This window comes from Blautia pseudococcoides, assembly GCF_001689125.2.
Classification (GTDB): domain Bacteria; phylum Bacillota; class Clostridia; order Lachnospirales; family Lachnospiraceae; genus Blautia; species Blautia pseudococcoides.
The window spans coordinates 473,739-488,000 of record NZ_CP015405.2; the positions used below are offsets into that span (position 1 = coordinate 473,739).

Consider the following 14,262-nt stretch of genomic DNA (forward strand, 5'->3'; position numbering starts at 1 on the left):
CGGCACTAGTCCGTCCGATGATCCCACTGACACACAAAAGTGGGATCGTGAGGGGACAGCAGCCGGAAACACGTCCTTGTTTTTTTCTTCCGGACGCATAATTCATGTAAGTTGTCTCATATATAGATATGAGGTGATAGGGTGAAGAAGATGGATGATGGAAAGCTTCTGCGGATTGTGTTGTGGCTGCTCTTATGTGCTGTTGGAGCATATATTCTCATAAAAGGAATGTCATTAGATAAAAAAACGCTGGTGAACATGTGCAGGGACGCCCAGGAGAAAGCCATCGAAGCGTATCTGCCGGGAATCCTGGAGACGGATGGGGTGAAGTCTCAGACGCCTGTAGAGTGGCTCTGCAGCAAGGTGGAGAAACAGCTTCCGTTTCTGGGGACCATCCAGGCAAAAGAAATGGAAGAGACAGAGAAAGACCGGGAGACAGACAAGAAAATCATGGAGGAGAATTCCGATTTTCTGGAAGCAAAGCTGCTGGAGGAAAACCAGGAGGCAGGACCGGTCGGTTCCGGTGAGGAAAATACAGGAGGCGTGGATGCCCAGAGTGAAAACCAGGAAAGCGCCGGGAACACAGAGAGCGGGAGCCAGCAGGAGGCCGGGACAGGCAAAGACAATACACAGACAGCAGACGCGGGAGACGCAGGGCAGCAGGAGGCCTCTGCCGCCAATGCTATAGTGAATCCTATTTCACTTGATATGTTCCAGGATTTTGACTATGTTATAAGCAACTTTTATACGATCGACAAGACCACCAGCATTAACAGTGACCAGCTCAATGCCCCGGCACTTGTGTCGGAGGATTTAAAAATGACAACAGGCAGCGACCAGCCTCAGATCCTGGTGTACCACAGCCACTCCCAGGAGGAATTTATTGATTCCAATCCCGGTGATCCCAGTACCAGCATTGTGGGAGTCGGGGAGTATCTGGTTACGCTGCTGCGGGATACATACGGCTACAATGTGCTTCATGTGACGGATACCTTTGACATTGTGGACGGAAAACTGGACAGAAACAAAGCATATAATTATGCACAGGACAAAATCAGCCAGGTGCTGGAGGAGAACCCCAGCGTGGAGGTGGTTATTGATTTACATAGAGACGGAGTGCCGGACGACAAACACCTGGTCACGGATGTGAACGGCAAGCCAACTGCGAAGATCATGTTTTTCAACGGATTGAGCCGTACCAACCAAAACGGGGATATTGAATATCTGCCAAACCCTTACATTCAGGATAACCTGGCATTTTCCCTGCAGCTCGCGCTCCAGGCAAAGCAGTATTACCCGGAATGGCTGCGCACCATATATCTGAGAGGATACCGCTATAATCTGCATCTGCGGCCAAAAGCCCTCCTGGTGGAGTGCGGTGCCCAGACCAATACCGTGGAGGAGGAAATGAATGCCATGGAACCCTTGGCGGATGTGTTAAATAAAGTTTTGAAAGGGGAGTGATCATCATAAGAAATGCTTGATTCCCCCCAAACCTTCGTGCTATACTAACATGGGCTTGCTGTAAAATGCAGGAAGCCCATTTAAAATGTAAAAAGGTAACTGTTCAGTATCTTTATAGTTGCGTAAAAAGAACTGATGATTTGAGAAAAGATAGAGATAAACAACAGGAGGAATCAAGCAGTGGCAGGAGTTGACCAGAGCAAAATCCGTAATTTTTGTATCATCGCACATATAGACCATGGAAAATCTACCCTGGCGGACCGTATCATTGAAAAGACCGGTCTTTTGACTGAGAGGGAAATGCAGTCACAGGTCTTAGACAACATGGATCTGGAGAGGGAGAGAGGCATCACCATCAAGTCCCAGGCTGTCCGTATTGTCTACCAGGCAAAGGACGGGGAGGAGTATATTTTTAATTTGATCGACACGCCGGGCCACGTGGACTTTAATTATGAGGTGTCCAGAAGCCTTGCCGCCTGTGACGGCGCCATTTTGGTGGTGGATGCTGCCCAGGGGATCGAGGCCCAGACCCTTGCAAATGTCTATCTGGCGTTGGACCATGACTTGGATGTATTTCCGGTCATCAATAAAATCGACCTTCCCAGCGCGGAACCGGACAGGGTGAAGAACGAGATTGAGGACGTTATAGGCATAGAAGCCCAGGATGCACCGCTGATCTCTGCCAAAATGGGACTGAATATTGAGGAGGTTCTGGAGAAGATCGTGAAGAAGATACCTGCTCCAAAAGGAGATGCCCAGGCGCCTCTGCAGGCTCTTATTTTTGACTCTGTCTATGATTCCTATAAAGGGGTTATTGTATTTTGCAGGATCAAAGAGGGTACCGTGAAAAAGGGAACAAAAATCCGCATGATGGCAACAGGCGCTGTGGAGGAAGCGGTGGAAGTGGGATATTTCGGGGCAGGACAGTTTCTGCCCTGTGATGAGTTGTCTGCCGGCATGGTAGGCTACATCACTGCAAGTATTAAAAACGTGAAGGACACCCGGGTGGGTGATACCATAACCGACGACGAGAATCCCTGTGCAGATCCCCTTCCGGGCTATAAGAAGGTAAATCCCATGGTATACTGCGGCGTATACCCTGCGGATGGTTCAAAATATCAGGATTTGAGAGATGCCCTGGACAAGCTTCAGTTAAATGATGCCTCCCTGCAGTTTGAGCCGGAGACCTCAGTGGCACTGGGATTTGGATACCGCTGCGGCTTTCTGGGACTGCTTCATCTGGAAATTATTCAGGAACGTCTGGAACGGGAGTACAATCTGGATCTGATCACAACTGCACCGGGCGTTGTCTACAAGGTGCACAAAACAAACGGTGAGATGACAGAGCTGACAAATCCCTCCAATCTTCCGGACCCCTCTGAGATTGAGTACATGGAAGAACCAATGGTGAAAGCGGAGATCATGGTGACCACAGAGTTCATCGGTCCGATCATGGATCTGTGCCAGGAGCGCCGCGGGCAGTATCAGGGAATGGAATATATGGAGACCACCCGTGCGCTGCTGAAATACCACCTGCCGCTGAATGAGATAATTTATGATTTCTTTGATGCCCTGAAATCCCGTTCCAGAGGGTATGCGTCCTTTGATTATGAGATGCTGGGGTATGAGCGCAGTGACCTTGTGAAACTGGATATCCTGGTGAATAAAGAGGAAGTGGATGCATTGTCGTTTATTGTGTTTGCAGGTTCCGCCTATGAGCGCGGCAGGAAGATGTGTGAGAAGCTGAAAGAAGAGATTCCGCGCCAGCTCTTTGAAATTCCCATCCAGGCAGCCATCGGCAGCAAAATTATTGCACGTGAGACCGTGAAGGCCATGAGAAAAGATGTACTTGCCAAATGTTACGGCGGCGATATTTCCCGTAAGAGAAAACTTCTTGAGAAACAGAAGGAAGGAAAGAAACGTATGCGCCAGGTCGGAAATGTAGAGATTCCGCAGAAGGCCTTCATGAGTGTCCTGAAGCTGGACGATAAATAGGATTTGGGAAATTACAGGAGAAGATTAGATGAAAAAAGATTTGGGGCTGTATCTCCATATTCCCTTCTGCATGCAAAAATGCGGATACTGTGACTTTTTATCCGCAGCAGGCAGCGGGGAGGAGAAAGAGAATTATGTGCAGGCTTTGGAAAAAGAAATCCGAAGCTACGGTGATTTTGCGAAAGGATACAGGGTTTCCACTGTTTTTGTGGGAGGGGGAACCCCTTCCTGTCTGGAAGCAGATCAGACAGAGCGGATATTTGGAGCGATCAGGGATACCTTTGCTATAGAAAAAATGCCGGAGATTTCCATGGAGATGAATCCCGGCACCGTAACTGCCGGGAAACTGCAGGCATACAAAAGCTGCGGCATCAACCGTCTGAGTATGGGACTGCAGTCGGTCAGAAACAGCAATTTAAAGCTGCTTGGAAGGATCCATACGTTTGAAGAGTTCCTGGAAAGCTTCCGTCTGGCAAGAGAGTCCGGTTTTCAAAACATCAACCTGGATTTGATTTCCTCCCTGCCGGGGCAGACAAAAGAGTCCTGGGCAGAAGAGCTGGAAACAGCAGCAAAACTCTCCCCGGAACATATCTCCGTATACCAGCTGATCCTGGAGGAGGGCACCCCGTTTTATGAAGCGTACGCAGGACATCCCGGACTGCTTCCGGACGAGGAGATGAGCAGAGCCATCTATGAGACAACAGAAGAGGTGCTGGGAGAGTATGGATTTCACCAGTATGAGATCTCAAACTATGCGAAGGAAGGCAGAGAATGCCGGCATAATCTGAAATACTGGGAAAGGGGCGACTATCTGGGGCTTGGCCTCGGCGCTGCATCCATGGTGAGGAACATGCGTATGAGCAATACCAGGGATATGAATACTTATCTGGAAAAATGCAAAGAGCCGAAAACCATGCGCACGGATGTGCAGTTTTTGGAGGAACCGCAGCAGATAGAAGAATTTATGTTCTTAGGGCTTCGCAAAACAAGGGGAATATCCAAAAAAGAATTCCGCCGTATTTTTGGCAGAGATATAGAACTGGTCTATGAAAAAGCCCTGGAAAAACTTTTGTCGAATGGAATGCTCCTGGAGAAAAAGGACAGGCTGTATCTGTCAAAAGAAGGGGTGCTTCTCAGCAATACAGTCCTCTCCGAATTCCTATTCGACTGACCTGTGCTGATTTCTGCAGGCAGGGACACTTTATGAACACAGGTTATAGAAATTTAATAAAGTTTTACAGATTATCTCTGGAAAATTAATATAGAATGTGTCAGAATAAAGGAAGGCAATATATGATGAAACGGCGGGGATGTCTGACCGTTTTGCATGACATTTTGGGAGGGTATAATGAATATTTTATTTTTTCTCACTCCGAAGAGTGATGTGGCCTATATTTATGACACCTACAGTTTAAGGCAGGTCTTGGAAAAGATGGAATATCACCGGTATTCGTGCATTCCGATTATCGGGGAGAATGGTAAATATGTGGGGACAATTACAGAAGGGGATTTACTCTGGGGACTGAAGAACCGCGGCGACCTGAATCTGAAAGCTGCGGAGGAGATTCCCATCACAGCGTTCAAGCGCCGGGCCAACTATACACCGGTTCGTGTGGATTCCGATATGGAAGACTTGCTGGACAAGGCCATGCGGCAGAATTTCGTACCGGTTATTGATGACCAGAAGAATTTTATAGGCATTGTCACAAGAAGAGACATCATGCAGTATATCTGTTCTGAGCATCAGAATAAAAATAAAAAAGAATGCAGAACCTATGTACAGCATGCATCTGTATGATAAAAAGTAAAAAGGCTTGCCGCGTTTGCGGGGGCCTTTTTTATACGCTATTGGTTTAGACAGGAGGTCCGCAGACTCCCCCAACATTCCCTAAAAATCTCTCTGAACATATGTTTGCAAATACACTTAGCCTGTGATATAATGGCAGATAGCATAAAAACAAACATACATTCCCCGAAAACCGCATCCCCAATCTGCCGGGGGCAGAAGCTATGGTGCAATTGGGAATGAGAATCTTATAGAAACTGTTGCGCTGATCAAAAATAAGGAGATAAAAATGGCAGTAAGAACACATGACAACCAATTTATCAAAATACGCGGAGCAAACGAGAACAATCTGAAAAATCTGGATGTGGACATCCCCCGCAATGAGCTGGTGGTTTTAACCGGGCTGAGCGGTTCAGGAAAAAGTTCCCTTGCATTCGACACCATATATGCGGAAGGACAGAGAAGATATATGGAATCCCTGTCATCCTACGCAAGGCAGTTCCTGGGACAGATGGAGAAACCGGACGTGGAAAGTATTGAAGGCCTTTCCCCGGCTATCTCCATTGACCAGAAATCCACCAACCGGAACCCACGTTCCACAGTTGGCACCGTTACTGAGATATACGATTATTTCCGTCTTCTCTATGCAAGGATCGGTATCCCCCACTGTCCGAAATGCGGAAAAGAGATTAAAAAGCAGACCGTTGACCAGATGGTTGACCAGATCATGAGCCTGCCTGAGCGGACAAAGCTCCAGCTTCTGGCGCCTGTGGTCAGGGGACGGAAGGGCACCCATGCAAAGCTTTTAGAGCAGGCCAAGCGCAGCGGTTATGTGCGGGTGCAGATTGACGGCAATCTCTATGAACTCAGTGAAGAGATAAAACTGGACAAGAATATTAAGCATAATATTGAAATTGTGGTGGACCGTCTTGTGGTAAAAGAGGGAATTGAAAAACGTCTCACAGATTCCATCGAAAATGTTTTGAATCTGGCTGACGGCCTTCTCATTGTGGATACCATGGATGGAAACCAGATGAACTTCAGTCAGAGTTTTTCATGCCCGGACTGCGGTATCAGTATTGATGAGATTGAGCCGAGGATCTTTTCTTTTAACAATCCTTTCGGCGCTTGCCCTGCCTGTTTTGGGCTGGGGTATAAGATGGAGTTTGATGTGGATCTGATGATACCGGACCAGAGCCTCAGTATTGCTCAGGGGGCTATTGTGGTCCTCGGCTGGCAGTCCTGTACAGATAAAGGCAGCTTTACAAGAGCGATCCTGGATGCTCTGGCAGAGGCGTATCATTTTGAACTGGATACACCGTTCCAGGATTATCCTGACAAGATCAAGGACGTGATCATCAACGGAACACACGGCAAAGAGATCAAGGTCCACTACAAAGGCCAGCGCGGTGAAGGCATTTACGACGTGGCATTTGAAGGGCTTGTAAAAAATGTGGAGCGCCGCTACAGGGAGACCGGTTCAGAGTCCAGCAAACAGGAATATGAGTCCTTTATGCGTATTACTCCCTGCCCCACCTGTAAGGGACAGCGTCTGAAAAAAGAAGCTCTGGCAGTCACTGTGGGAGATAAAAACATACATGAGGTTACCTCCATGTCTATCCGTAAGCTGCAGGTATTTTTGCATGAACTGCAGCTCACTCCCACCCAGCAGATGATCGGTGAACAGGTATTAAAAGAAATCCGTGCCAGGGTGGGATTCCTGATGAATGTGGGACTGGAATATCTGACACTATCCCGTGCAACAGGTACCCTGTCCGGCGGGGAGGCACAGAGGATCCGTCTGGCAACCCAGATCGGCTCAGGTCTTGTGGGGGTTGCCTACATTCTGGATGAGCCGAGTATCGGCCTGCACCAGCGGGACAACGATAAACTGCTTGCCACATTAAAACACCTTAGAGATCTAGGCAACACCCTGATCGTCGTGGAGCACGACGAGGACACCATGCGGGAAGCAGATTGTATTGTGGATATCGGTCCCGGTGCAGGGGAGCACGGCGGCCGGTTAGTGGCAATCGGTACTGCGGAAGATTTGATGAAAAATAAAGATTCCATTACCGGACAGTATTTAAGCGGCGCCATGAAAATCCCTGTACCAAAGGAGAGAAGAAAACCCACAGGTTTTCTCACCATCCGGGGAGCTTCGGAAAACAATCTGAAAAACATTGATGTGAAAATACCACTGGGAATTATGACCTGTATTACCGGTGTTTCCGGTTCAGGCAAGAGTTCCCTGATCAATGAGATCCTATACAAAAGCCTGGCAAGAAAGCTGAACCGGGCCAGAGTGATTCCCGGAAAACATAAAGGGATCGACGGTGTGGAGCAGCTTGACAAAGTCATTGACATTGACCAGTCTCCCATTGGAAGGACACCCCGCTCCAATCCGGCCACCTACACGGGAGTCTTTGACCAGATCCGTGACCTCTTTGCAACCACTGCGGACGCAAAGGCCAGGGGGTACAAAAAAGGAAGATTCAGCTTCAATGTAAAAGGCGGAAGATGTGAGGCTTGCAGCGGTGACGGTATTTTGAAGATAGAGATGCACTTTCTTCCCGATGTGTACGTTCCCTGTGAGGTCTGCCAGGGAAAACGATATAACAGAGAGACTCTGGAAGTGAAATATAAAGGAAAGAGTATATACGATGTGCTGAATATGACTGTGGAGGAGGCACTGGCCTTTTTTGAACACCTTCCTTCCATCAAGAGAAAGATCCAGACCCTTTACGATGTGGGCCTTTCCTATATCCGTCTGGGTCAGCCGTCTACGGAATTGTCAGGCGGTGAGGCACAGAGGATCAAGCTGGCAACAGAACTGAGTAAGAGAAGTACGGGAAAGACCATCTATATTCTGGATGAGCCTACCACAGGCCTGCATTTTGCGGATGTGCATAAGCTCATTGAGATTCTCCGCCGTCTGGCAGAGGGAGGAAACACAGTGGTTGTCATTGAACATAACCTGGATGTGATAAAAACTGCGGATCATATCATAGATATCGGCCCGGAAGGCGGCGATAAAGGGGGAACCGTGATAGCTACCGGTACACCGGAGGATGTGGCGGCGAATCCTGTCTCCTACACAGGTCGTTACGTGTCAAAATATTTGAATTGATTGCCCCTTTTCATTTCGGGACAAGTTGGGTATAATGAAGGATATCAGTGGGCCCGGGACTATAGTACCGGGCAGAAGACTGATATCCAAAAATAGAAAGGGGTATTCTATGGCAGCGACAGATATTGGAATCGACTTGGGAACGGCCAGTATACTGGTTTACGCAAAAGGAAAAGGCATTGTACTGAAAGAACCATCCGTAGTTGCATACGATAAAGATAATAATAAAATAAGAGCGGTAGGAGAAGAGGCAAGACAGATGATTGGCAGGACCCCCGGCAACATTGTGGCAGTCCGCCCCCTGCGCCAGGGTGTCATCTCAGATTATGAGGTGACAGAGAAAATGTTGAAATACTTCATCTCAAAAGCTATGGGAAAGAAAGCTTTCCGAAAACCCCGCATCAGCATCTGCGTACCCAGCGGTGTGACAGAGGTAGAAAAGAAAGCAGTGGAGGAAGCCACTTACCAGGCAGGAGCCAGAGAGGTAAATATCATCGAGGAACCCATAGCGGCAGCTATTGGGGCGGGTATTGATATCACAAGACCTTTTGGCAACATGATCGTGGATATCGGCGGAGGCACCACAGATGTGGCAGTGATTTCTCTTGGAGGAACCGTTGTCTCCACTTCCATCAAAGTGGCAGGTGACAATTTTGACGAGGCGATCATGCGTTATGTGAGAAAAAAACATAATCTGATGATCGGTGAACGTTCTGCGGAGGATGCAAAGATCCAGATAGGAACCGTCTATCCTCATCCCCAGCCAAAAACCATGGATGTGAAAGGGCGGGATACGATCACAGGGCTTCCCAAAAGCGTTACTCTGACCTCAGAGGAAATCAGGGAAGCCTTAAAAGATGCGACTGTACAGATTATGGAGACCATACACGGAATTCTGGAGAAAACGCCTCCGGAACTGGCGGCTGATGTTGCTAACAGAGGCATTGTTCTCACTGGCGGCGGTGCGCTTTTAGGCGGCCTGGAGACACTCATCGAGGAGGAGACAGGTATCAACACCGTGGTTGCTGAGGAGCCGGCCATGGCTGTGGCCATCGGCACAGGCCAGTACATGGAGCTTATGAGCAGAATAAACGGTAAATAAAACGGGAACTATTCAGCAGGTCTGCGCATACATTGTGCTGACTGTAAGAAAGCATTCCACAGCCAAGCAAAAATGCTGTCGCCATAGGTGATCCTGCATGGATTTTTGCCTGTAACTGTGTGGGCACTGAACAGTGACAATAAAACAAAAGAGGTAAGATATGGAAGAAACCATAGAAGGATATGTGGACCATATTATCTTCCGGAATGAGGACAATGGGTACACGGTTATGGTTGTGATCGCTGAGGAGGAAGAGCTGACCTGTGTGGGCAGTTTCCAGTATCTGAGTGAAGGGGAAACCATCAAAGCCTATGGACATTATACAGAGCATCCGTCCTATGGCAGACAGTTCTCCGTCACCTCCTATGAGACCGTAGTGCCCCAGGACTCCATGGCTATGGAACGTTACCTGGGTTCCGGTGCCATCAAGGGAATTGGTGCAGCTCTGGCAGCCAGGATCGTCAGACGCTTCAAGGATGACACACTGCGTATTGTGGAGGAGGAACCTGAGCGGCTGGCAGAAATAAAAGGGATCAGTGAAAAAAAAGCAAGGGAGATCGCAGCACAGGTATCTGAGAAAGCAGACATGCGCAAGGCCATGATGTTTCTCCAGCAATACGGCATATCCCTGTCACTGGGAGCTAAGATATTCAATCAATACGGACAAGAGATGTACGGCATATTAAGGGAGAATCCCTATAAGATGGCTGAGGATATAGACGGAGTGGGATTTAAGATGGCAGATGAGATCGCTGCCAGGATCGGAATTCACACAGATTCCGACTACCGTATCCGAAGCGGTCTTCTATACATATTACTGCAGGCAACTGCAGAAGGGCATGTGTTCCTTCCACAGCGTATTCTGCTGGAACGGGCATCTGCCCTTTTGGGCGTTGCAGCCCCCTATATGGAAAAACATATTATGGATCTGGCTATAGACAGAAAGATTGTAATGAAAGAAACTCCACTCAGCGAGGGTGTACAGCCCGAGCCTGTTATCTACGCCAGCCAGTATTATCAGCTTGAGCTGCATGTGGCTCAGATGCTGAAAGAACTGGCATTGGAGGACACTGTGGATGAGGCCAGGATGGAAACACAGCTTGCCAGGCTTGAAAAGAACGGAAACGTCCAGCTGGATGAAAAACAGCGCCAGGCAGTCGTAGAGGCTGTGAAAAACGGCCTCCTGGTCATCACCGGGGGTCCCGGTACCGGAAAGACGACCACGATCAATGCGATCATCCGTTACTATGAGCTGGAAGGTCTGGATATCTGCCTGGCGGCCCCTACGGGAAGGGCGGCAAAGCGTATGACAGAGACCACAGGTTATGAGGCCAGAACCATACACAGGCTGCTGGAACTGAGCGGGATGCCGGATGATTCCTCAGCCAGTATCCATTTTGAAAGAAACGCACAGAATCCGCTGGAGGCGGATGTAGTTATCATTGACGAAATGTCCATGGTGGACATTTTTCTTATGCACGCACTGCTCCTGGCCATTACGCCGGGTACCCGCCTGATCCTGGTGGGAGATGTGAACCAGCTTCCAAGCGTAGGACCGGGAAGTGTACTCAAAGACATTATCCGTTCCGGAAAATTTCCGGTTGTAGAGCTGGTCAAGATTTTCCGTCAGGCTTCCCAGAGTGATATTGTAGTGAACGCACACAAGATCAACCGGGGTGTCCCTGTTGTCCTGGATAACAAGAGTATGGATTTCTTCTTTCTGAAACGGTATGATGCCAATGTGATCATCAGCGTTGTCATTACCCTGATACAGAAGAAGCTGCCCAAATTTGTGGATGCCACTCCCTATGACATTCAGGTCCTGACTCCTATGCGGAAAGGCCTTCTGGGTGTTGAGCGGCTCAATGGTATCCTGCAGCAGTATCTGAATCCCCCATCCCCTGAAAAAAAAGAAAAAGAACACGGCAATGGCCTGTTCCGTGAGGGAGATAAGGTCATGCAGATTAAGAACAATTACCAGACCGAGTGGGAGGTCCGGGGCAAATACGGCATTCCCGTGGAAAAAGGCGTGGGTGTCTTTAACGGGGATACGGGAATCCTGCGGGAGATCAATACCTTTGCAGAAACTCTGACCGTGGAGTTTGATGAGGGGCGTTTTGTGGAGTATGCCTTTAAACAGTTAGATGAGCTGGAACTGGCGTATGCTATTACTATCCACAAATCACAGGGAAGCGAATATCCTGCAGTGGTCATACCGCTGCTTGGAGGCCCCAGGATGCTGATGAACAGGAATCTTCTCTACACGGCAGTGACCAGGGCCAGAAAGTGCGTAACACTGGTAGGAGATGAAAATACTTTTTGGGAAATGGAAAAAAACCAGATGGAACAAAGCCGTTATACCACTCTGGATCTGCGGATAAAGGAAAGCTTCTAGTTTCCTTTGCCCTTGATCTGGTCTATCCCAGGCGCTGCCCTGTCTGCCATGACATTGCAGTCCCCAGGGGAAGGGCCATATGCCGGGAATGCCTGGATAAACTTGTGCCCATACATGGGCCGCGCTGTTTCAAGTGCTCTAAGCCGCTTTCCGACCGTGAGGCGGAGTTCTGCTATGACTGTGCATCAAAAAAACATTCTTATGACCTAGGAATCAGTATTTTTCCTTACGGCTCCGTTCTTTCACAATCCCTGTATCAGTTAAAATATCACCAAAGGCAGGAATACGGACGTTTTTACGGACGCTATGCCGCGGCCTTTGCAGGGGAACAGATCCGCCTGTGGGGCCCAGAGGTGCTGATCCCTGTTCCGCTCCATCCCAAAAGGATGGAAAAGAGAGGATATAACCAGGCAGAAATAATCGCAGGGGAGATTGGCAGGATACTGCAGATTCCTTTAGACACAAAAACGGTTCTCAGGAAAGTCAACACAAAACCGCAGAAAGAACTGAATGACAAGGAGAGGAGAAGTAATCTGCGCAGTGCTTTCGCTGTGACGCAGCCAAAGCTTCCATGGAAAAAAATACTAATTGTTGATGACATCTACACCACAGGAAGTACTGTGGACGGTGTAAGCCTTGCACTGAAAGCTGCCGGTGCAGAGCAGGTATACTTTTTAACCATAGCCATAGGCACAGGTTTCTGTTGATAAGGCTTGATTCGCCTGCTTTATTTATGCTATAATGCAAGTTGTATACATTGGATGCCATTTAAGAGATGCAGTAAGTGGCACATTTGTTGTGTCAAAAATGCAGGAGACTTTTGGGGCATAACGATAGGAAACGCTGCATAATTACACTGTGAATACATATAAATCTTTGTTTCACAGGAAGTAGAGGAAGCTTATGTTAAATGAACAGAAAATCAAGAAAATGAGAAAATTAGCTGCTTACGAATCCGGTAAGGGCAGAGAAGATCTGTCGATCAGCAATTACTACAGAAGTGACTACATAGGCCTTGCGCTGATCAAAAATTTTTTTATCACTACCATTGCCTATGCCTTGCTGCTGGCTGTGTACTTTGGATATAAGAGCGAATATATGATGGATAATCTTCATAAGATGGATTTGTTTTCATTGGGGTTTAAGATTATCATTATATATATCGTACTGCTTGTGGCCTACAGCATATTGACGTATATTTACTGCTCTGTCAAATACAGAAGTGCCCAGAAAGGTGTGGAAGAGTATTACAGAGAGCTGGGACAGCTGAAAAAAATATATGACAGAGAAGAAAAGAGAGCCGGGAGACTGACCGGAAGGAGGAAAGGCGCATGACAGCGTTACTGATACTGAAACAGAAAATCAAAGAATTTTACGGGGAGCATGACACCTGGATTCTTCCGATCCTGAAGTTTATTTTAGCATTCGGCCTTTTCAAGGGTATTAACACCACACTGGGATTTATGGGAAAACTGGATAACATTTTTGTTGTCCTGATCCTTGCTCTTTTGTGTTCTGTTATGCCTATCAATGCCATAACGATACTGGGCTGTATCCTGATCATCGGCCACTGCTATGCCGTGGGAATTGAGGTCGCAGGTTTTGCACTGCTATTAATGATCCTGCTGATGATATTATTTTTGCGGTTTACATCTAAGGATAATGTGGCGCTGGTGCTTACACCGGTTTCCTTTGCCTTTCATATACCGGCAGCGGTACCCATTGGCTGCGGCCTTTTGAGAGGACCTGCAAGCGCGGTGCCTGCAGGCTGCGGCGTGGTTCTGTATTACTTTATGCGCCTGGTAAAAGATAAGGCGGGGGTACTTCAGGGAAAAGAGACAGAAGCTGTCCAGAAACTCCAGATCTTACTGGACGGCCTGGTGAAAAACCAGGAAATGTGGCTGGCAATCATAGCTTTTGCAACAGTGACCCTTCTGGTATACCTTATCCGCCGCTCCTCCTTTGACTACTCCTGGAGGATTGCAGTGGTCACGGGCTCTGTGGTATATATCGTCCTGATGTTGTTCGGAAGTATGTTCATGAGTATCAGCATGGAGATGGGCAGCGTTATCATTGCCGGTGTGGTTTCCGCAGTGATTGGCCTTATTATTGAATTTTTTGTACTGGGAGTGGACTACTCCAGAAGTGAAGTGACGCAGTTTGAGGATGACGAATATGTATATTATGTAAAAGCAGTTCCGAAATCACTGGTGTCACAGACTAAGAAGAGTGTGAAAAAGTTTTCATCTAATAAGAAATCTGATGACAGAGATTTGGATGAAGAAGATATAGAAGAAGACCTGGTGCAGGATGCAGCGCCTGTGGAGCATGTTTCTGAAGAGGATTTTGATTTTGAGAAACAGCTGGAAGAATCGCTGAAAGACTTATAA

The 14,262-nt window shown here is 47.9% G+C and carries 10 protein-coding genes; all 10 read left to right on the forward strand.

Annotation, left to right across the window (positions count from 1 at the left end):
- Positions 1-150: 150 nt before the first annotated feature.
- The 10 genes from A4V09_RS02290 (at position 151) to A4V09_RS02335 (ending at position 14,262) form a co-directional block, all read left to right on the forward strand.
- Entirely contained in the window at positions 151-1,464 is a 1,314-nt protein-coding gene (locus tag A4V09_RS02290; protein ID WP_330396564.1) for a stage II sporulation protein P, read from the forward strand.
- Between the two features lie 180 nt (positions 1,465-1,644).
- Positions 1,645-3,459 (forward strand): translation elongation factor 4, encoded by a 1,815-nt coding sequence (lepA, locus tag A4V09_RS02295; RefSeq protein ID WP_065540915.1) that lies wholly within the window; start codon positions 1,645-1,647, stop codon positions 3,457-3,459.
- A 28-nt stretch (positions 3,460-3,487) separates the two neighbouring features.
- Positions 3,488-4,630 (forward strand): radical SAM family heme chaperone HemW, encoded by a 1,143-nt coding sequence (hemW, locus tag A4V09_RS02300; RefSeq protein WP_065540916.1) that lies wholly within the window; start codon positions 3,488-3,490, stop codon positions 4,628-4,630.
- Between the two features lie 177 nt (positions 4,631-4,807).
- Positions 4,808-5,257, forward strand: a complete 450-nt coding sequence (locus tag A4V09_RS02305; RefSeq protein ID WP_065540917.1) for a CBS domain-containing protein — start codon at positions 4,808-4,810, stop codon at positions 5,255-5,257.
- Between the two features lie 277 nt (positions 5,258-5,534).
- A complete protein-coding gene (gene uvrA / locus A4V09_RS02310) occupies positions 5,535-8,375 on the forward strand; it encodes an excinuclease ABC subunit UvrA (RefSeq protein WP_065540918.1) in 2,841 nt (946 codons plus the stop codon).
- 109 nt (positions 8,376-8,484) lie between these two features.
- The gene (locus A4V09_RS02315) at positions 8,485-9,477 is read left to right on the forward strand and encodes a rod shape-determining protein (protein WP_065544592.1); all 993 of its coding nucleotides are present in this window, start codon (positions 8,485-8,487) and stop codon (positions 9,475-9,477) included.
- 160 nt (positions 9,478-9,637) lie between these two features.
- On the forward strand, positions 9,638-11,872 hold the full coding sequence (gene recD2, locus A4V09_RS02320; RefSeq protein ID WP_065540919.1) for an SF1B family DNA helicase RecD2: 2,235 nt from the start codon (positions 9,638-9,640) through the stop codon (positions 11,870-11,872).
- Positions 11,797-12,579 (forward strand): ComF family protein, encoded by a 783-nt coding sequence (locus A4V09_RS02325; protein WP_242963927.1) that lies wholly within the window; start codon positions 11,797-11,799, stop codon positions 12,577-12,579. The genes recD2 and A4V09_RS02325 overlap by 76 nt, the downstream gene beginning before the upstream one ends.
- A gap of 196 nt (positions 12,580-12,775) precedes the next feature.
- Complete coding sequence (locus A4V09_RS02330; protein WP_065540920.1) at positions 12,776-13,207, forward strand: hypothetical protein; 432 nt, start codon at positions 12,776-12,778, stop codon at positions 13,205-13,207.
- Entirely contained in the window at positions 13,204-14,262 is a 1,059-nt protein-coding gene (locus tag A4V09_RS02335) for a hypothetical protein (protein ID WP_065540921.1), read from the forward strand. Before A4V09_RS02330 ends, A4V09_RS02335 begins: the two co-directional genes overlap by 4 nt.